General features: G+C 59.2%; 18 protein-coding genes. 12 read left to right on the forward strand and 6 right to left on the reverse strand.

Annotated elements, in window-relative coordinates; translation table 11 throughout:
* Positions 1–32: 32 nt before the first annotated feature.
* A complete protein-coding gene (locus tag BLT38_RS19035) occupies positions 33–845 on the reverse strand; it encodes a hypothetical protein (RefSeq protein WP_231966625.1) in 813 nt (270 codons plus the stop codon).
* A gap of 62 nt (positions 846–907) precedes the next feature.
* Here BLT38_RS19035 and BLT38_RS19040 point away from each other — a divergent pair, with 62 nt between their 5' ends.
* The 10 genes from BLT38_RS19040 (at position 908) to BLT38_RS19085 (ending at position 10,895) form a co-directional block, all read left to right on the forward strand.
* The gene (locus BLT38_RS19040; RefSeq protein ID WP_331711388.1) at positions 908–2,188 is read left to right on the forward strand and encodes a 3-deoxy-D-manno-octulosonic acid transferase; all 1,281 of its coding nucleotides are present in this window, start codon (positions 908–910) and stop codon (positions 2,186–2,188) included.
* Positions 2,185–3,192 carry a tetraacyldisaccharide 4'-kinase gene (gene lpxK / locus BLT38_RS19045; protein WP_083346599.1) on the forward strand — a complete coding sequence of 336 codons (1,008 nt, stop codon included), beginning with the start codon at positions 2,185–2,187 and terminating at the stop codon, positions 3,190–3,192. The genes BLT38_RS19040 and lpxK overlap by 4 nt, the downstream gene beginning before the upstream one ends.
* An 86-nt stretch (positions 3,193–3,278) precedes the next feature.
* Positions 3,279–4,343 (forward strand): glycosyltransferase family 9 protein, encoded by a 1,065-nt coding sequence (locus BLT38_RS19050; protein WP_231966626.1) that lies wholly within the window; start codon positions 3,279–3,281, stop codon positions 4,341–4,343.
* Between the two features lie 25 nt (positions 4,344–4,368).
* Complete coding sequence (locus BLT38_RS19055; protein WP_231966627.1) at positions 4,369–4,950, forward strand: methyltransferase family protein; 582 nt, start codon at positions 4,369–4,371, stop codon at positions 4,948–4,950.
* Positions 4,951–4,982: 32 nt separating this feature from the next.
* Positions 4,983–5,840 (forward strand): DUF3108 domain-containing protein, encoded by an 858-nt coding sequence (locus BLT38_RS19060; RefSeq protein WP_231966628.1) that lies wholly within the window; start codon positions 4,983–4,985, stop codon positions 5,838–5,840.
* Between the two features lie 93 nt (positions 5,841–5,933).
* The gene (locus BLT38_RS19065; protein WP_083346602.1) at positions 5,934–6,278 is read left to right on the forward strand and encodes a histidine triad nucleotide-binding protein; all 345 of its coding nucleotides are present in this window, start codon (positions 5,934–5,936) and stop codon (positions 6,276–6,278) included.
* Between the two features lie 73 nt (positions 6,279–6,351).
* Positions 6,352–8,730: an OPT family oligopeptide transporter gene (locus BLT38_RS19070; protein WP_083346603.1), complete on the forward strand. Its 2,379-nt coding sequence runs from the start codon at positions 6,352–6,354 to the stop codon at positions 8,728–8,730.
* Positions 8,727–9,545 (forward strand): hypothetical protein, encoded by an 819-nt coding sequence (locus BLT38_RS19075; protein ID WP_156785216.1) that lies wholly within the window; start codon positions 8,727–8,729, stop codon positions 9,543–9,545. The genes BLT38_RS19070 and BLT38_RS19075 overlap by 4 nt, the downstream gene beginning before the upstream one ends.
* Positions 9,533–10,060, forward strand: coding sequence for a DUF2059 domain-containing protein (locus tag BLT38_RS19080; protein ID WP_083346605.1), 528 nt, complete (start codon positions 9,533–9,535; stop codon positions 10,058–10,060). The genes BLT38_RS19075 and BLT38_RS19080 overlap by 13 nt, the downstream gene beginning before the upstream one ends.
* 91 nt (positions 10,061–10,151) lie before the next feature.
* Positions 10,152–10,895 (forward strand): hypothetical protein, encoded by a 744-nt coding sequence (locus BLT38_RS19085; protein WP_083346606.1) that lies wholly within the window; start codon positions 10,152–10,154, stop codon positions 10,893–10,895.
* A gap of 6 nt (positions 10,896–10,901) precedes the next feature.
* On the opposite strand, the gene BLT38_RS20605 is transcribed toward BLT38_RS19085, so the two are convergent.
* A complete protein-coding gene (locus BLT38_RS20605; RefSeq protein ID WP_156785217.1) occupies positions 10,902–11,069 on the reverse strand; it encodes a hypothetical protein in 168 nt (55 codons plus the stop codon).
* A gap of 82 nt (positions 11,070–11,151) precedes the next feature.
* Here BLT38_RS20605 and BLT38_RS19090 point away from each other — a divergent pair, with 82 nt between their 5' ends.
* Complete coding sequence (locus BLT38_RS19090) at positions 11,152–12,552, forward strand: dihydrolipoyl dehydrogenase family protein (protein WP_083346607.1); 1,401 nt, start codon at positions 11,152–11,154, stop codon at positions 12,550–12,552.
* Position 12,553: 1 nt separating this feature from the next.
* Here BLT38_RS19090 and BLT38_RS19095 read toward each other — a convergent pair whose 3' ends face one another.
* Genes BLT38_RS19095 through BLT38_RS19105 form a run of 3 tightly spaced genes read right to left on the reverse strand, consistent with a single transcriptional unit; the run spans position 12,554 to position 15,390 of the window.
* Positions 12,554–13,270: a DNA-3-methyladenine glycosylase family protein gene (locus tag BLT38_RS19095; protein ID WP_083346608.1), complete on the reverse strand. Its 717-nt coding sequence runs from the start codon at positions 13,268–13,270 to the stop codon at positions 12,554–12,556.
* Between the two features lie 36 nt (positions 13,271–13,306).
* Positions 13,307–14,110: a sulfite exporter TauE/SafE family protein gene (locus BLT38_RS19100; protein WP_231966629.1), complete on the reverse strand. Its 804-nt coding sequence runs from the start codon at positions 14,108–14,110 to the stop codon at positions 13,307–13,309.
* Between the two features lie 26 nt (positions 14,111–14,136).
* Entirely contained in the window at positions 14,137–15,390 is a 1,254-nt protein-coding gene (locus BLT38_RS19105; RefSeq protein ID WP_083346609.1) for a glycoside hydrolase family 28 protein, read from the reverse strand.
* A 247-nt stretch (positions 15,391–15,637) separates the two neighbouring features.
* Here BLT38_RS19105 and BLT38_RS19110 point away from each other — a divergent pair, with 247 nt between their 5' ends.
* Positions 15,638–17,359 (forward strand): DUF885 family protein, encoded by a 1,722-nt coding sequence (locus tag BLT38_RS19110; RefSeq protein WP_172838358.1) that lies wholly within the window; start codon positions 15,638–15,640, stop codon positions 17,357–17,359.
* On the opposite strand, the gene BLT38_RS19115 is transcribed toward BLT38_RS19110, so the two are convergent.
* Positions 17,360–18,130 carry a TIGR03435 family protein gene (locus BLT38_RS19115; protein ID WP_083346611.1) on the reverse strand — a complete coding sequence of 257 codons (771 nt, stop codon included), beginning with the start codon at positions 18,128–18,130 and terminating at the stop codon, positions 17,360–17,362.
* Positions 18,131–18,166: the final 36 nt, after the last annotated feature.

Consider the following 18,166-nt stretch of genomic DNA (forward strand, 5'->3'; position numbering starts at 1 on the left):
AGCACTTTGCGGTCCCAGCTTGCAGGTTTTAGCTACTGCGGCTTGCTGTTGTTGGTGTCGACCTTGAAGTCCTTGTCGTCCTTATCCTTCGAGTCCTTCGCGTCGGCTGCCTTGGCTGCGGCGGCTTTTGCGGCGTCGCGCTTGGTCTTTTCCTGGTCGAGATACTTGTCGAAGTTCACGGAGAAGGCGAAGAGTTCCGTGTCTTTGCCATCCTGCTTGGTGTGCATCATCTTCACGTAGAGCTCGGTGCCGCGGAGCGGAGGGTCGTCGAGGTCGCGGATGTCGTAGAAGAGGAAGCCGTTGGCGCTGCTGTGCGCCGGGATAGTGGTCTGGGTGAAGGAGAAGTCCTTGTCGTCGTCGAGGATCTTCTTGTCGACCGGCGTGGGGCGGTAGGTGATGGGCGTTCCGGGAATGCGCTTCTGCTTGATGTCGTTGAAGCGGAAGAGGCGGCGGTTCAACTCTTCGGGGGTGGCGGCGGGGAGCTTGGTGCCGTCCGAGCCGATGAGCTGGATGCGGACCTGGTTCAGGTCCAGCGGCGCGTCGCTGTCGTTCGCGATGATGAGGCGGATGGGCAGGATGCTGTGGCCGCTGTAGTCGAGCCGGAAGAAGTTGCCCTTTTCGCGGGTGTCGAATGGTTCGGCGGCGACGGTGACGTGCTCTTTCTCGTGCGTTTCGTGCGAGATGTACGCTGTGGCGGCGAGCACCGGCGGCGCTTCTTTCTTAGCTGCGAAAGCGGGTGCGGCGAGGGCCAGCAACAGCGCGGCGGCGAACCATTTTTGTGGGATTTGCGGCATATAGGTGTAGACGCGCGGTTTACGGCTCAGTTGCGCCGGCCACTTCGTCATTATGAGACGCCATGGGGGACGGGGTAAAGTTGGCTTTGGCTTTCTGTTGATTGCCTGACGCCATGATGATGCTTCTTTACAGCCTGGGATTGTCGCTGGCGCTGGTGCTGACTGCGCCGGTGTGGGGCTGGCGCATGTTGCGGCAAGGGCGGTATCGCGAGGGATTGCGCATGCGGTTGGGTGCGGTGCCTGCGCGGCTAACGGCTTTCGTTGCGGGCAGGCCGGTGGTTTGGGTGCATTGCGTTTCCGTGGGCGAGACGCTGGCGGCTGTGCGGCTGATTGCGGAGTTCGAAGCGGCGCTACCGGAGTATGCGGTCGTTGTTTCCACAACGACGCCGACGGGGCAGCGGGTGGCTCGCGAGCGGTTTGGTGTGGACCGCGTGTTTTTCTTTCCGCTGGATTTTGCGTTTGCGGTCCGGTCGTATCTGCGGGTGTTGCAGCCGAAACTGCTGGTGCTGATGGAGAGCGAGTTGTGGCCGCGTGTGCTGGTGGAGTGTGAGTGCGCGCAGGTGCCGGTGGCGGTGGTGAATGCGCGGGTGAGCGATCGCTCGTTGCCTCGGTATATGCGGCTGCGGATGTTGTGGAAGCCGTTGCTGGAAAAGGTGTCGTTGTTGCTGGCGCAGAGTGATGAGGATGTTCGGCGGTGGCGGCAGATTGGTGCACCAGAGTCTGTCGTGCGCAGTTCGGGCAATCTGAAGTTTGATATCCGTGTGGCGGAGGAGACGCCGCTGACGCGGCTGGTGCGGCAGCATTTGCCTGCGGCCGCGAAGGTGCTGGTTTGCGGGTCGACGCATGACGGCGAGGAGTCGTTGCTGCTGGATTGCTGGAAGACGCTGCCGGTGGCGGAACGCGTGATGGTTCTTGCACCTCGGCATCCGGAACGTGCGGGTGTGGTGGAGCAGTTGATTGTGGAGCGGGGGCTGCAGGCGATTCGCCTTACTGCGTGGCGGATGGAGCCTTCGCCCATTCTGGGTGGCGCAGTGTTGCTGGTGGATACGGTGGGCGAGCTTTCATCGTTGTATGCGCTGGCTTCTGTCGCGTTTGTGGGTGGGTCGCTGATTCCACATGGTGGACAGAATCCGCTGGAGCCTGCGCGGCTTGGTGTGCCGGTGGTGATGGGCGGCAGCTACCAGAACTTTCGCGGCATGGTGGATGCGATGCAGCGTGACAATGCGATTCGCATGGTGACGCGTGAGTCGTTGTGCAGTGCGTTGAGTGAGTTGATGACGCGCGGCGATGATGGCCTGGGTCAACGCGGTCGTTTGTTTGCGGCTTCGATGATCGGTGCGACGGAGCGGACGGTGGCGACGTTGCTGTCGGTGGTGCGGGAGCGTGCTTCGTGAAGCGGCCGTGGCTGTTGCCGCTTGTGCCGCTGTGGGCTGCGGGTGCGGCGTGGAAGAATCGTGGGTTTGATCGTGGTTCCGCGAAGGTGGAGCGGCTGGAACTGCCGGTGATTAGTGTGGGCAGTTTGTCCGCTGGTGGCGCGGGTAAGACGCCGTTTGTGATTGCGCTGGGTGAGGCGCTGCGGCGTGGCGGGATTGGGTTTGATGTGTTGTCGCGCGGCTATGGGCGCACCGTGGATGCACACGCAGCGAAGCGTGTTGTTGGCACTGGTTCGGCGGAGGAGTTTGGCGATGAGCCGATGATGATGGTTCGCAGGCTGGGTCGTCGTGTATATGTGGCTGCGGAACGCGCTGCTGCGGGGCGCATGGCGGAACGCGAGCATCGTGCGCAACGGGAGTCAGGGCCGTGGGTGCATCTGCTGGACGATGGATTTCAACATCGTCAGCTGGCGCGTGCGGTGGATATTGTTTTGCTGACGCAGGCGGATGTGCAGGATGCGTTGTTGCCCGCAGGGGATTTGCGTGAGCCTTTGAAATCGCTGTGTCGTGCGGATGTGGTTGTGCTGCGCAAGGATGAGGCGGCAGCGTTGCGGCCTGTTGTGGAACGTGTTGTGGCGTCGGCAAAGAAGAAGCCGCTGGTGTGGGAGATGGAGCGCGGCTTTCATTTTGTTGAGGGAACGCCTGCTTCTTCGCCGTTAGCCTTTTGTGGCATTGCCCGGCCAGATGCGTTTCTGGAATCGTTGCGGCTTAGCGGCGTGGAGCCTGCGTCGTTTGTGGCTTTGAAAGACCATCAACGTTATGACGATGGAGTGATGCAGCGGTTGGCGGAGACAGCGGAGCGCGTGAAGGCGAATGGCTTTGTGACAACGGCGAAGGATGCGGTGAAGTTGTCGCCAGCGATGCGTGCCACGTTGCAGCGTGTTGGGCCAATTGCAGTGGCGGATATTGAAGTGACGATCTGCGATGAGGCGCGTTTCATTCCGGAACTGATGAAGTTGCTTTGAATGATTCTTCACGTGGCCCACATGTCGTTTCACCTTATGCTCTTCGATGACTGCAGCGATGCGCGCTGCTGCGAATGGGAAACAGATTGAACAGTGCTCCCAACATTTTGATTGTGCGCGTGGGCGCGATGGGCGATGTGCTGCATGCCATGCCCGCGGTTGCGGCGCTGCGTGCGGCGATGCCGGAGGCATCCATCGGATGGGCGATTGAACCGCATTGGTCGCCGCTGTTGCGTGCATATCCCGGTGTAGCGGCGCGGGGGCTCGAGATGCCGCTGGTGGATCGCGTCCATACTGTTCCGGCGAAAGAGTGGTCGCGGCATCCGTTTTCGTTCGCAACGTTGAGCAGCATTCGCAATTTGCGGCGTGAGTTGCGATGGCAGCGATATGACATCGCGATTGATCTGCAAGGTTCGATTCGGTCGTCGGTGATTGCACGGATGAGTGGTGCGCGGCAGATTGTGGGTAGTGCCGATCCTCGCGAGAAGCAGGCGGGCTGGCTGTATCGGCAACGCGTGCAGACGCGGAAGACGAACGTGGTGGATCAGGCAGCGGAGATTGTTTCTGCGGCGATGAAGTTGTCATTACAGCCGGTGAAGGCGCCACTGCCGGTGTCGCAGCCTTCGGAGCAGTGGTGCGATACGTTGTTTCGTGGGTTGCCGGAGCGCCCTGTGGTTTTGTTAGCGCCGACGGCGGGTTGGGGCGCGAAGGAGTGGCCTGCGGTGCGTTTTGGGCATCTAGCGCGTGCGTTGGATGAGCGTGGCTACACGGTGCTGGTGAATGCGTCGCCGTTTGGGCCGGACGGCGCAGCGGGTATGGTGGTGGCTGCTTCGCAGGGCCATTGCAGGGCGGTGCCTTGCACCATTCCGCAGTTGATGGCGTTGGTGCAGCGTGTGGTGTTGGTGATTGCAGGCGATACTGGACCGCTGCATCTGGCGGCGGCTTGTGGTGTGCCCGCCCTGGGGTTGTTTGGGCCCACGGATCCGCTGCGTACCGGGCCTTGGGGCATGCGATCCAAGACGTTGCGGCATCGGCTGAGCCAAACGGATCATCGTCGGCACGCGATGGTGGAACGCGGATTGGCGGAGATTACGGTGGACGAAGTGTTGAACACCGCGTTGGAACTGTTGCCACAGTCTGACCGCAAGTAACGCGGCAGGGCATAATGACAGAGGCATGGCAGTGGAAATGGGCAAGGGCGAACGGTTGGTACGGAGGATTCGTGTTCCTCTGGGATTTGTCTTTGCGGCGTTGTTTTTGTGGTTGGCGCGACCTTCGTTTTTGTCGCTGGCGCTGAGTTTGTTGCTGGTGGTTCCGGGGCTTTGGCTGCGCGGTTATGCCGCCGGTTACGTCAAAAAGAATGCAGAGCTGACGCAGACCGGGCCATATGCGTACACGCGCAATCCGCTGTATCTGGGTTCGGTGATGGCGGCGTTTGGATTTGCGTTCGCTTCGCGGCGTTGGGAACTGGTTGTGCTGCTGGCGCTACTGTTCGTGGTGATCTACGGGCCGGTGATTCTGTCAGAGGAGCGATTCCTGCGCGGGCACTTTGCGGATTTTGATGAGTACGCGTCGCGCGTGCCTCGTTTGTTGCCCCGATTCACGCCTGCGCCCGCGCCAGCAGGACAAACTTCAGCGGGTTTCGACGCGGAGCGTTACAAGAAACATCGCGAGTACAATTCGGTGATGGGCGCGGCGGGTATCTACGCCACGCTGTTGGTGCTGATGTGGGTTCGCGCGCATTGGGGCATGCAATAAGGGTCTGAGTTCACGAGAGGGGCTACTGCGGGTTGAATCGGTTTCGGAATGCCCTTCTGGCAATGGTGTGTTTGCCAGCCCTGATTTCGCTGCCTGCGGCGGCGCAAAAGTTCTCATTGCCGTTTACTGCAGATAAGGAAGGTGTGCCGCCAGCACAGGCTCCGCTGATGACACCGCCCATGCAGGGCTATGTGTTTCCGCAACATCAGACGCTGACATTCACCGTGGATTGGCGCGTGTTTACCGCCGGGCGTGCCGTGTTTCAACTGGATCAGGCCGGGCCGCTGATGAAGGTGCAGGCCAGCGCCGATACGGTTGGCGCGACCAACATGATCTACCAGGTGATTGATCGCTTCCAGTCGAGCTTCAACATGGCGACTGGCTGCTCTGCAGGGTTCAGCAAGCAGACGCAGGAAGGCCGCAGAAAGATCAATAGCGATCTGGTCTTTACACCGGGTGCAACTGCTCCTGCGCCTGTAGCGGGTGGGCAGCCCGTGCTGGGAACGCAGGTGCTGACCGAACGCAATGTGGTGAAGAACACCACGAAGACGCAGCAGGGACAGATTCCTGCATGCGTGACGGATGCGCTGTCCGGCATCTTTTATGTGGGATCGCAGAAGCTGACGGTGGGGCAGGATTTCAAGTTGCCGCTGGCAGATGCGCTGCGTACTGTTGCTGTGACGATGAAGGTGGAGGCTCGCGAGGATGTGAAGACACCTGCGGGTACGTTCACCACGATTCGTGTGCAGCCGACGGCGGATGCCGGTGTGGTGAAGAATCGCGGCACGATTACGATCTGGTATTCGGATGATGCACGGCACCTGCCAGTGCAGATTCGCGCGAAGATGCTGTGGGGAACGATTACGTTCCATCTGCAGTCCGTTCAGTAAGTACTTCGGTACTTCGTACCGTTCTCGACGCTTCGCGTGTTTCCGCTTTGCGCTATAGAGCTGTCATCGGTGGCTTCCTCTACACTGTTGCGTATGGCTGCTGACTGCATCTTCTGCCGCATTGCCGCGGGGACCATTCCTTCCACGAAAGTGTTTGAGGACGAGCGCGTTCTGGCGTTTCGTGATCTGCATCCCGTTGCGCCGACGCATGTGCTGGTGATTCCGAAGGAGCATATTGCTTCTACCGCGCATGCCGTGGAGACGCATGAGGCGCTGCTGGGGCATCTTCTGCTGGTTGCCGCGAAGGTGGCGGAGCAGGAGGGGCTGGCGAAGGGATTCCGCGTGGTGACGAACACCGGTGCGGATGGCGGCCAGACGGTGGACCACCTGCATCTGCATGTTCTGGGCGGCCGTTCCATGACGTGGCCTCCGGGCTAAACTGCCGCCTCCCGAAAGAGCGTTCTCCTTGCTACACTCGCAGCACTCTGTCCTGTGACGGAGAGGGAGATTCATGGCCACGATCAACACGCCCCCGCCTGCCTTCAAACCGTTTGTTCCTGCAGAAGAGTCGCGACCGGAATTGACGGTTCGCGCCATTCTGATTGGCGCTTTATTCGGGATTTTGTTTGGCGCGGTGACGGTCTACGTGGGGTTGAAGGCCGGACTGACGGTTGCGGCTTCGATTCCGATTTCGGTGCTGTCAATTTCAATTCTGCGCGTGCTGGGGCGGGCGTCGATCTTGGAAAACAATATTGTCCAGACGACGGGCAATGCGGGGCAGTCGATTGCTTCGGGCGTGATCTTCACGCTGCCTGCGCTGATCTTTCTGGGTTTTGATCTGGAGTATGCGCGCATCTTTGCGCTGGCGCTGTTCGGCGGATGGATCGGTGTGCTGTTCATGATTCCTCTGCGACGACAGTTGATTGTGGAAGAGCATGGCGCGCTGTTGTATCCGGAAGGCACGGCTTGTGCGGATGTATTGATTGCGGGCGAGCGCGGCGGGTCGTTTGCGTCGCGCATTTTTCTGGGCATGGGAATGGGCTCGCTTTACACGCTGTTTCAGAACGAGAACCTGTTTCGCCTTTGGCCTGGAACGCCGACGTACGACTTTGACATGGGGCCGCAGCACCTGCTGAAGGGCGGTTCGATTCGCGCGGATGCGACTTCGGAATATCTGGGCGTGGGTTACATCATTGGGCCGCGTGTTGCGGGCATCATGCTGGCGGGTGGTGTTTTCAGTTGGCTGGTGCTGATGCCGGCGATTTACTTCTTTGGATCGCATTTGACGGGGCCGCTGTATCCGGGCACTGTGCCCATCCATGACATGAGTCCGAGCGATCTGTGGCGTACGTACATCCGTCCGATGGGCGCGGGTGCGGTGGCTGCGGCGGGATGCCTTACGCTGCTGCGTACGCTGCCTACGATTGCAAGCGCATTGATGGGGTCGTTGAAGGCTAAGAAGTCTTCGGGTGAAGAGGTGAAGGCGCGCACGTCGCGTGATCTGCCGAACAGCTTTGTTTATGGTGGGTCGGCGCTGCTGGTGCTCATCATGTGGGCGTTCCTGTACTTCAAGCCGGTGCCGGGCGCGCAGGTGGGGCTGTGGGCGAACCTTGCGGCATCGCTGTTGATTGTGGTGTTTGGGTTTTTGTTTGTTACGGTGAGTGCGCGCATTGTGGGCATTGTGGGTTCGTCTGCGTCGCCGGTGAGCGGCATGACGATTGCTACGTTGATGGCTACGGCGGCAATCTTCCTGGTGCAGGGATGGACTGCACCGGCGTTTGGTGCGTTGGCGATTACGGTGGGCGGTGTGGTGTGTATTGCCGCGAGTAATGCGGGCGATACGGCGCAGGATTTGAAGACGGGATTCCTGATTGGCGCTACGCCGTGGAAGACGCAGCTTGCCGTGATGATTGGCGTGGTGGTGAGCACGTTTGTCATTGGCATTACGCTGAGCGCGATGAACAAGGCGTTTGAGAGCTTTCGCCCCATGGCGACACCGATGGCGGTGAGCCTGTCGTCATTGCCGGAAGGCTTGCAGGATAAGGGAATGTTTCCGCGTCCGCACATCAGCTTGATCGATCCGAAGAACAGCGGTGCGAAGCAGGAGATCAACGACGCTACTCGTTATGAACTGATCAATGCGATTGGTTCGGCGCAGCTGGAGGATGGTAAGTATCTGCTGAATCGCGATACGGGCAAGCTCGAGATTCAGTGGGTGCAGGGCATTGGCAGTGAGAAGGTTGCCGCGCCGCAGGGCCGTTTGATGGCGACAGTGATCAACGGCATTCTGAGCCGCAAGCTGCCGTGGTCGCTGGTGTTGCTGGGTGTTGCGCTGGTGTTAGCGGTTGAGTTGCTGGGTGTGCGTTCGTTGACGCTGGCCGTCGGCGCGTATCTTTCCATTGCGACGACGCTGGCAATCTTTGTGGGCAGCATGGTGCGTTGGATGGCTGATGCTGCGATTGTCAAGGCTCGTGAGCGGGATCGCGCGATCCGCATGCAGCTTGCGGCAGAGGCGCTGGCTGCTGCTCCTGAAGGTGCTGTGGTTGCTGTGCTCACGGAAGACGAACTGCTGCGCGGTGAGGTTCGTCTGACCGATGCAGAGCAGGCGGAACTTACGGGCAACGAGCCGTTGACCGATCTGGATAACGAGGAGATCAGTCCCGGCTCGTTGTTTGCTTCGGGGCTAATTGCTGCTGGTGGTATCACTGGTTTGATCGGCGTAGCAGTCGCCGCGATGGAGAGCTTCTCTGAGGAGCGTGGTGGACACTGGCAGTTGTGGCGCTTCTCGCACGGGAATCTGCTGGATCACGACCCGGTGGCGATTGTGATGTTTGGTTTGTTGGCGTTTTCGCTTTATTACTTTGCACGTAAGCCGCTGGATACGAAGTGACGTTAAGAGAATTGTTTTCTAAGTCTGCGGAATTGCTGTGGCAGAATCCACGGCTGCTGTTGCCTGTGTTGTTGGCGGATGGCGTGAAGTTTGTGCTGTCAGCTGTGGAGAAGCAGGCTACTGGTGTAGTTATTCGTGCATTGTTGCCTAAGTCAGTCCTTGGGGGCTATGCGGGCCCGGCTCGAATGCCTGCATCGATTTGGATGGCAGTAGGTGCAATGAACCTTGTGACATACCTTGTGTGCATCATGGGGTTTGTTGCAGCATTGGGGCTGTTTGCGGATTGGGTGCCGCGTGTGCAGATCGGAAGCGAAGAGCCTCTTGTTTGGAGATGGCCACAGAGATTACGTAAACCGCTCTTGTCACTGCTGGGTTGCACTGTTCTCTTCGTTGCTCTGCAATATTCATTGTTCGCCATGGCAGATGTGATTCATTGGCGGGGTAAGTTTTCCTTGTATACGTTGCTTGCATTATCAGTGGGTGCTGCGAGTGCCGTATTTGGAGCGTCGTTGCATTCCTTTGTGGATGTAAATGGAGCAACAGGAAAACCGATGGCGTCGCGTTGGCAGTTTGCACTTTTGCTTTTATTTGGTTTTGCCTTAAGTGAGGTTTTGAGCGGCGAGATTCTGCTCGAGACAGGACGAGATGAAGGACTGAATTTGCTACTCCATCAGCCGGTTGGCTGGCTGATTGGTTTGTTCTTGTCGCTGCTCTCGGCGATTCCTTTTGCATGGAGCTTCGTTGGTATGTCTTTACGAAGTGAACACACGGAAATGGCCACATCTTCAGTAGGAGAAAACGAATGTTTCGAGTAAATGGATGGATTGCGGCTGCGGCTTTGGCGATTGTGGTTGCCCTGCCTGCTCATGCAGATGATGTTTCGAAGCGCGCCAAGATTGAAGAGATGTTTACGCTGATGCATATGCAGCAGACGCTGGATCAGCTAGCCGATCAGCAAGCTGGGCAGATGAAGAAGATCATGCCGCAACTTCTGGCCGGGCAGACGATTGGTCCGGATGATCAGAAGCAGATTGATGCGTTCATGGATCAGCTCACTGCCATGGTGCGTGATGCCATTCAGTGGGACAAGCTGAAGCCGCAGTATGAAGATCTGTACGCGGCCACCTATGACGAGACGACAATCGATGGCATGCTGGCGTTTTATCGCACGGATGCCGGACGCGCGATGGTGGCGAAGCAGCCGGAGTTGATCGCGAAGTCGCAGGGGATTGCGCAGGCCCAACTGACAGCAGTGCAACCGAAGATGCAGGCTGCGTTTGTGGACTTTGCCGCGAAAATGGCGAAGAGTGCGGCGGCAAAACAGAAGTAGCGCACGCTGACGCGAGATGACGAATGTAGCCACGGCGATTGTTGTGGCACTTTTGCTGGGGTCGTCTTAGACTTCGCCTGCGAGGTGCTTGATGCGGCGGTCGTTGTGGCTGTGTGCGGTGAGTTTTGCAGTGCTGGCGGTGGTGGCCGGGGCGCAGATGCAACATGCTCCCGATGGCGGTACGCGCGAGATGATTCAGAGCATTGATGTGCCCACGAAGGCTGGCGCTCCGTTCCGCGCGCAGGTGGCGACGTCGTGGAAGCGGCGGTTGGAGGATGGCACGGAGACGACCATCTATAACCGCCGCACCATTGCTCGTGACAGCATGGGCCGTGTTTTTCAGGAGCGCCGGGTATTTAGGCCGGATGGCAACACACGCGCCACGATAGTGAACGAGATGGATTATTACGATCCGTCGATGAAGACCACTACCGTGTGCCACACGCTGACGCGGCAGTGCATGGTCTATCACCAGAACTTCGCTAAGGCAGCGGATGATCAACCGTTGCCCGCAACGCAGACGTTCCCGAACGGCGTTAAGATTACGCGGGAGTCGCTGGGAACGAACACGATTGAAGATCTGCAAGTGACGGGGATGCGTGAGATTCGCACTTCTGGAAGTTCTGGCGACGCGGAGCCCACGGTGAAGGAGTTCTGGTACTCGCCTCGGCTGGGGATGAACCTGGTGGTGAAGCGGTTTGAGCCGCGAGGCGGTGCGGAAGATTTCAACGTGGAGAAGATTGATCAGACGGAGCCGGATGCTTCGCTATTCAACCTGCCACGTGCGTACCAGGTGATCGATATTCCAGCGCCACAGGCGATCGCGCAGCACTAAGATGCACTAGCCGCGTACCTTCAGGAAGCCAGCCAGCGCAATGATCATGCCCACCACGATTAGCGCCAGCAGCGTGCCGATGAAGTAGGCCGCGCGGCGTTCGCCTTCAGGCCCGGGCTGGGTGATACCGAAAGTGTTGATGAACGAGCGTGCGATCAGCAGAAGGAATCCCATGGCGTTTGTATTCTTAGTGTGCGCCTTTTAACGGTGTATCGTCGAGTCTCGGATAGTCTGGGTCATATTTTGTGGATCTGAGGTGCCGGCTTTGATCGAAGAGTTTGATGTTGTTGTGCTGGGCAGTGGCGAGGCTGGTAAGTACCTTGCATGGACGCTGGCTGAGAGCGGGCTGCGTACGGCGATGGTGGAGCGTCGCTGGATTGGCGGATCATGCCCGAACATTGCCTGCTTGCCCACAAAGAATGTGATCCACAGCGCGAAGGTAGCTACGCTGGCGCGTCGCTCTGCAGAGTTTGGTTTGTCTGCGGGTGAAGTGCGTGTGGATATGGAGGGTGTGCGAGCGCGCAAGCGTCGCATGGTGGATGCGCTGGTGCAGGTGCATGAGAAGCGCTACGCCTCCAGCGGAACGGAACTGGTGCTGGGACAGGGAACGTTTGTGGCGCCGCGTACTTTGCAGGTTGCGTTGAATGATGGTGGCAGTCGCACGCTGCGTGGTGCGAAGGTGATCATCAGCACTGGTAGTCGTGCGACGATTCCTGGTCTTCCTGGCATGAAGGAAGCCGCGCCGATGACGCACATTGAAGCGCTGGAACTGGATGTGGTGCCGGATCACCTGCTGGTGTTGGGCGGTGGCTATATCGGGCTGGAGATGGCGCAGGCGATGCGTCGGTTTGGGGCGCGCGTCACGATTGTGGAGCGGAACCATCGCGTGTTGCCACGTGAAGATGACGATGCGGTAGCTGAGTTGATGGCTATGTGTCAGCGCGAAGGCATTGACGTGGTGACAGGCGTAGAACTGCAGCGTGCGGAAGGCCGAAGCGGTGCGGAAGTATCGCTCTATGGGCTGCGTGATGGCGTTGCGTTTTCGATTTCGGGATCGCACCTGTTAGCGTCTGCGGGCAGAACGCCGAACAATGCTGGCATTGGCCTGGAGGCTGCAGGTGTTGAGCTAACGGAGCGTGGATTTATCCGGGTAAACGATCGGCTGGAGACTACTGCTGAGAACACGTGGGCCGTGGGAGATTGTGCGGGGAGTCCGCAGTTCACGCATGCTGCCTTCGATGACTTCCGTATTGTGCGTGACAATCTGCGTGGTGGAAGCCGAAGCACGCGTGATCGACTGATGCCGTTCGCGTTATTTACCGATCCTGAGTTTGCACGCGTTGGATTGAGCGAAAGCGAGGCGCGGCAGCAGGGCATTCCGTATCGGCTGGTGAAGATTCCCATGGCGGCGGTGTTGCGCACGCGTACGTTGAGCGAGGAGACGGGATTCCTGAAGGCTCTGCTGCACGCGGAGAACGACAGCATTCTTGGGTTCACTGCTGTGGGTGTGGAGGCGGGCGAGATTCTCGGCGTGGTGGAACTTGCCATGCGAACCGGTGCGCCATACACGGCGATTCGCGATGCTGTGTTGCCGCATCCCACCATGGTTGAGGGCCTGACGGTTCTGTTTGGACAGAAGCCGGTGCTGCACGCGTAGGTTATTCCGGCTGCTTTGAGGCGGCGTCTGGTTTGGCGAGGTCGCACGCGCGGTACAGGTACCAGGTTGCGATGGAGCGCCACGGACGCCAGCGTTCGCCGCGCTTGATCATCTCGGCGGGCTTGGGAAGGTCTGCGTTCGTTACTTTGTCAGTTGGCTTCAGTTTGCCGAAAGTGAGCGCGAAGCCTTTGCGTACGCCGTAGTCGTCGACGGGGAGAACGTCCGGACGACCGAGGCGGAAGATGAGCATCATCTCCACGGTCCATTTGCCGATGCCGCGCACCTGTGTGAGGTGCTCGATGATGTCTTCATCGGACATGCGGCGGATCTTCGCCAGCGTGGGGACGGTGCCGTCGAGAGTCTTCGCGGCGAGGTCGCGCAGGGCGAGCGTTTTGTTTGCAGAGAGGCCTGCGGAACGAAGCTGAATCGTGGGACATTCAAGCAGGTGTTCCGGTGAAGGATGCACGCCGAGTCCACATACGTCTTCAAAGCTGGCGATCATGCGTGCGTGAATGCTCGCTGCGGCTTTGCCGTGGAGTTGCTGATAGATGATGGCTTCCGTCAGCGCCTCAAACGGACTTTGCGCAGCGGCAATCTTCAGGCGTGGCGGACCCGCTTTGGCGATGAGTTTTGCCAGCTTGGGATCGGCAGCGGAGAGAGCGGCGGCGGCTTCGTCAACGTCGTAAGGCGGCTTGCGCGTTCGGGCAGTGTGAACCATGGCCAACAGTGTCCCACAAAGTCAACCGCTGCTGTCTTATATGCGGTGAGTGATTGTTCCCACGAAGAGGATTGCGCCGATCAGGATCAAGCCGACGTAGACATACTTCAGGAATCCTGTGCCGGAGAAGCGGCGATTGAGCGCTCGTCCTGCGAAGACTGCGGGGAGCATCGCTGGCAATGAGAAGAGGAACTCGTTGGTGACCGTGCGTGTCCACAGGCCTGCGCTCCAGTAGCCGATCATGCCCAGGATGCTGGCAGGGAGAAAATACGCGTGGATGGTGGCGCGGAAATGCTGTGGTGACCATCTGCGGAGTGAGCCGTACACGACCAATGGTGGGCCGTTCATGCCGTATGCGCCGCCCAGGATGCCTGCCAGAAATCCTGAGAGCAGAAGCAATGGTCGATTCTCATGTTTGAGATGAAATGTGCCAGAGTTCCACAGCGAATAGGCCGAGAACAGCATGATCAGAATGCCGAGACACGCCTTCACGATTTGCTGGTGAGGATTGGTCAATAGCCACAGGCCGATAGGAATGCCGAAGACGGTGGCCGAGAGCAATCCGACAGCACTCTTCAGGTGGATATGTTTCCAATCCTGAACGACGACCACGGCTGCGGCTGCGATGGAGAGCAGTACAGCCAGTGGCGCAGCTACCTGCAGCGGCATTACAAACGACAGCAGGGGGACTGCGATCAGAGCTTCGCCAAATCCAAAGGTGGACCGGACCAGCGTGGCCACAAAAACGATGGCCAGAACGAATACGAGTGAAGCGTGAATGGGGGACTCCGAAACAGTGTTCTCCACGCCGTTTGTGCAGCATGGAGAACGCTGATTCAAGGATATCGGGCTACGCGCGGACGCGGTTAGCGACGGGTTATATTGGCGCCTTCTTCTTTGGTGATGGGTTCGCCTGACTTCGGTGTGATGATGACGTTCTTCATTGTCACGTCGGCGTTGCGGATCTGGAGGCCCTTTTCGCTTTCGATCTTCACGTTCGTCAGCGTCAGGTGGCGGATGGGCATTTCCGGGATGCCGATGATGATGGCGTCCTTCGCTCCGGTGGCGGTTATGCCTTCAAGTGAGATGTCGTGGAAGCGCGGTGTGTGTGCGTCAACGGGCTTTGCTGTGTCGGTGCCTGCGGCGGGCCACTTGGGGTAGTACTCGGTGATCTGGATGGGCTGGCCGACGCCGGTCATGGTGATGTTCTTGTAGTGCAGGTCGTGGATGTCGTTGCCACGGGTGCGATTGCTCTTGATGCGGACACCTGCTTCGGTGTGTTCCATGGTGACGTTTTCCACGCGCACGTCGTTTATGCCGCCTGCGAGTTCGCTGCCCACGCTGAGGCCGTGGCCGTGGCGGAAGATGCTGTCGTGGATGTAGACGTGTTCCACGGGGCCGATCTTGGGGTCGCGCTCGACGAGGCCGCTCTTGAGGGCGATGTCGTCGTCGCCGGTGTCAATATCGACGTTGCTGATCTCAATGTTCTTTGAGCTGAACGGATCGATGCCGTCGGTGTTCGGCGCGCCGGTGGCGGGGTTGCGAATGATGGCGTGGTCGATCTTGATGCCGTCGCAGAAGAAGAACGTGAAGTTGTACATGGGCGAGTTCTGCAGCGTGATGTGATCGAAGGTCAGGTGCTGCGACTCTGTGATGTCGAGGAGCATGGGGCGCGGGAAGCCGCCGCTACCGCTCGTGTCGCCTGCGATGCGGTGGGTGTGGGCGAGTTCCCAGAACATGTCGCCGCTGCCGTCGATGGTGCCGCCGCCGGTGATGCGCAGGTTGGAGACGTGGTCGGCGTGCAGGAGAGCGACGCGGCGCCACTTGGCATCTTCACGGATGGGGTAGTCGTCCAGGTTGCGCGAGCCGAGGAGCTTGCTTCCTTCCGCGATGGAGAGTGTCAGGTTGCTTTTGAGCGTGAGCGGTGCGGAGACGAAGGTGCCACCCTTCAGGACGACGGTGCCGTGCTTCGGCGCGCAGGCGTCGATGGCCTTCTGGATGGCGGCGGTGTCGTTGGTTTTGCCGTCGCCCTTTGCGCCGTAGGTGTGCGCGTCGCAGGTGGTTTGTGCGGCGGCGGTTGTGGCGGCGAGGGCGATGAGGACGGCTGGAAGGAAGCGCATGGGTGTGTCTCCTGACGGAGTACAGTTTCGCCGAAACGTTTTTATTTTGTCGAGGGGTGGAATAAATATTCGTTTGTTGGACCCGGATTAGGTTCTATGTTTTCCCGCTGGCATCCCAGTGCGGGATAGGAAAGCAGATCCTTGGGCTTCGCTCAGGATGACTTTGCTTGGCCATTTGAGCTTGGCAGGCATGGTTAAGAAGATGAACTGCTTTCCACTTGCGCTGGGATGCGTTAGTGTTTTGTGCATGCCTACATCCAAGCTGCTTTGCCGCGTTGCTGCCGCGTCCTTTGCTGTTGTTTCCTGCGTCTTTGCGCACGCCTCCACACAGGCCGACGTGGAACGCCTCAGCACCAAGTTCTGGGAGTGGCGTGCGACGGAGCAGCCGTTTACGAATGACGATATTCCGCGTCTGGATCGTGCGCCGGGATTTGTGGCGCATTGGTCTGCGGCGGATGTGGCGGGGTATCGGAAGCAGATAGCCGCGTTTGAGAAGGAATGGCGCGCGCTGGATGTGAGCAAGCAGCCAGTGAGTACGCAGGTGGATTATCGCCTTGTTGGATCGGCGATTGCCCGCGTGTACTGGGAGCTGGATGTGATTCCGGTGTGGCAGCGGAGCCCGTTCTTCTATGTCGATCAGGGGCTGACGGCGACATACACGCTGCTGTTGCAGCATAAGAAGTTCACGCCGCAGATGCAGCACGATGTGGTGGTGCGGCTGGCGAGTTTGCCGCGTCTGCTGGATGAGGGCAAGGCGAACCTGACGGATATGCGGCAACCGTATGCCGTCATTGCCATGGAGAATCTGTCGAAGATTGAAGATCGCATGGGGCGGTTCAAGGACGGCATTCATGCGGAGGCGGGCTTTGATGCGAAGGAGCTTGCCGAGTTCGATAAGGCCGAAGATGCGGCTGTCAAGGCGATGGTGGCGTATCGCGAATGGCTGCGGCCGCAGGTGGCGGGCATGAAGCAGCAGACGGCGGTGGGGCGCGATGGCTACATCTGGTTTCTGAAGAACGTTGCGCTGATGAGCTATACGCCGGAGCAGATTGTGCAGGTCGGCAAGCTGGAGTTTGATCGTGCCGTGACGTTTGAGGCTCTGGCGCAGGCCGCGAATACAGGGCTACCGGACCTGCCGGTGTTTCCGGATGTGGCATCACAGATTGCCGATGAAGAGAAGCAGGAAGTGGCGATGCGAAAGACCATGCAGGCGCATAGTGTGTTGAGCGATCCGGCAGAGGTGCGGCATTACCACTACGTGGCGGTTCCGGCTTACATTGCGCCGCTGGGTTTTCTGGGAGTTGAGGATGACCTTACGGGGCCGGATCGTTTGAACGAAGAAGGTTCCAGCTACAAAGGCAAGCCGCGTACGGATGGCGGATTCTTTGGCAACATTACGGCGCGCGATACGCGTCCGTTGACCATCCATGAAGGTGCTCCCGGACATTATGAGCAGATGGCGTGGGCGTGGCATAACCCTGATCCGGTGCGGCGGCGCTATTACGACTCTGAGACGCAGGAAGGCATTGGCTTTTATGCGGAAGAGATGATGCTGGTGACGGGCGAGTTCGATAAGACACCGAAGGTGAAGGAAGCCATTTACAGCATGATGCGTCTGCGTGCGTTGCGCGTGCTGGTGGATGTGAGGCTGGCGACGGGTGAGTACACATTGCAACAGGCGGCGGATTACCTGAAGACGACAGTGCCGATGGATGAAGGCACAGCGCGCAGTGAAGCAGCGATGTTCTCGTCCACGCCGGGGCAGGCCATCACGTATCAGATTGGCAAGAGCGACATCATGAAGGGGCTTGCCGAAGCGAAGCTGAAGCAGGGCGCGGCGTTCTCGCTGCAGAAGTATCAGGACTACGTATGGAGCAACGGCAGCGTGCCGTTCAGCCTGCAGCGTTGGGAGTTGCTGGGGGATGTGAGCGATGTGCCGCCCATTCCGGCGAGTTTCTCTGCCAGATAATCAGTCCGATTCGGGCTTCTCGGCCTTGTCGATCACGAGTGTGTCGACGGGACCGTGGGTAGCCTTCATCTCCAGGCCAAGTTGTTCACGCATGGCGACGAGCAACGGTGGACTCTTTGAGTCTTGCGGGACGGGAATGGCGCCGCCGAACTGTGTTTCATCAGGCACCCAGTCCAGGTCGAAGTCGTAGCGGCCGGTGAGGCCGGTCTTGTTCACGACAGGGCGATCGAGGATGGCGCGTTGCATCACACGCGCGAAGTCGTCCATGCTGGCGTTGCGCGCGGGCATTTCGAGGTGGTCAGGGTAGACGACGCTGGTGACCATCGGTTCGCGATTGGGTGCGCCTGCTGTGTCGAACTGGATGCCGCCTTTGGCCACGGTGATTTCGTAGATCGCGAATACCTTCGGCACTCGGTGGAAGGCGAGATGAAAGCGGTCATGCAGAAGCGTGCGCAGCATCAGCATCTGCTGGTCGTGGTCCGGCCGCTTCTCGCCGGGTGTTAGCGCTTCAATGGTGAACTTGTCGGAATCGGTCCAGCCGGGGCCACCGGAGATCGTCCGCGGGTTCAGGTCGTAGGCTGCCGCGATCAGTAGCTTCAGCGTAAAGTTGGTGGCGATGAAGCGGTGGTCGTTTTCCATGCGGAGGAACCGGCCCGCCTTGGGGCCTGGATCCACTGGTTTGATGGTGGCGACTTCAAAGCTGGTCGCGGGGGATTGCGCCGCGGCGACTCCTACCGCCATGACGATACCCAATGCCACAGCCCTGAACATGATGCTTCTACCTCCGGCCGCTTCCTACAGAGAAGG

This window comes from Terriglobus roseus, from assembly GCF_900102185.1.
GTDB classification, from domain to species: Bacteria; Acidobacteriota; Terriglobia; order Terriglobales; family Acidobacteriaceae; genus Terriglobus; species Terriglobus roseus_A.

What these genes read in the sequence shown, in the direction of transcription:
- BLT38_RS19070 (WP_083346603.1), top strand. Translation starts at nt 6,352, where the DNA reads ATGGCCACGATCAACACGCCCCCGCCTGCCTTCAAACCGTTTGTTCCT.
- BLT38_RS19085 (WP_083346606.1), top strand. Translation starts at nt 10,152, where the DNA reads ATGCGGCGGTCGTTGTGGCTGTGTGCGGTGAGTTTTGCAGTGCTGGCG.
- BLT38_RS19080 (WP_083346605.1), top strand. Translation starts at nt 9,533, where the DNA reads ATGTTTCGAGTAAATGGATGGATTGCGGCTGCGGCTTTGGCGATTGTG.
- BLT38_RS20605 (WP_156785217.1), bottom strand. Translation starts at nt 11,069, where the DNA reads ATGGGATTCCTTCTGCTGATCGCACGCTCGTTCATCAACACTTTCGGT.
- BLT38_RS19040 (WP_331711388.1), top strand. Translation starts at nt 908, where the DNA reads ATGATGATGCTTCTTTACAGCCTGGGATTGTCGCTGGCGCTGGTGCTG.
- BLT38_RS19065 (WP_083346602.1), top strand. Translation starts at nt 5,934, where the DNA reads ATGGCTGCTGACTGCATCTTCTGCCGCATTGCCGCGGGGACCATTCCT.
- BLT38_RS19115 (WP_083346611.1), bottom strand. Translation starts at nt 18,130, where the DNA reads ATGTTCAGGGCTGTGGCATTGGGTATCGTCATGGCGGTAGGAGTCGCC.
- BLT38_RS19095 (WP_083346608.1), bottom strand. Translation starts at nt 13,270, where the DNA reads ATGGTTCACACTGCCCGAACGCGCAAGCCGCCTTACGACGTTGACGAA.
- BLT38_RS19035 (WP_231966625.1), bottom strand. Translation starts at nt 845, where the DNA reads ATGACGAAGTGGCCGGCGCAACTGAGCCGTAAACCGCGCGTCTACACC.
- BLT38_RS19110 (WP_172838358.1), top strand. Translation starts at nt 15,638, where the DNA reads ATGCCTACATCCAAGCTGCTTTGCCGCGTTGCTGCCGCGTCCTTTGCT.
- BLT38_RS19105 (WP_083346609.1), bottom strand. Translation starts at nt 15,390, where the DNA reads ATGCGCTTCCTTCCAGCCGTCCTCATCGCCCTCGCCGCCACAACCGCC.
- BLT38_RS19055 (WP_231966627.1), top strand. Translation starts at nt 4,369, where the DNA reads ATGGCAGTGGAAATGGGCAAGGGCGAACGGTTGGTACGGAGGATTCGT.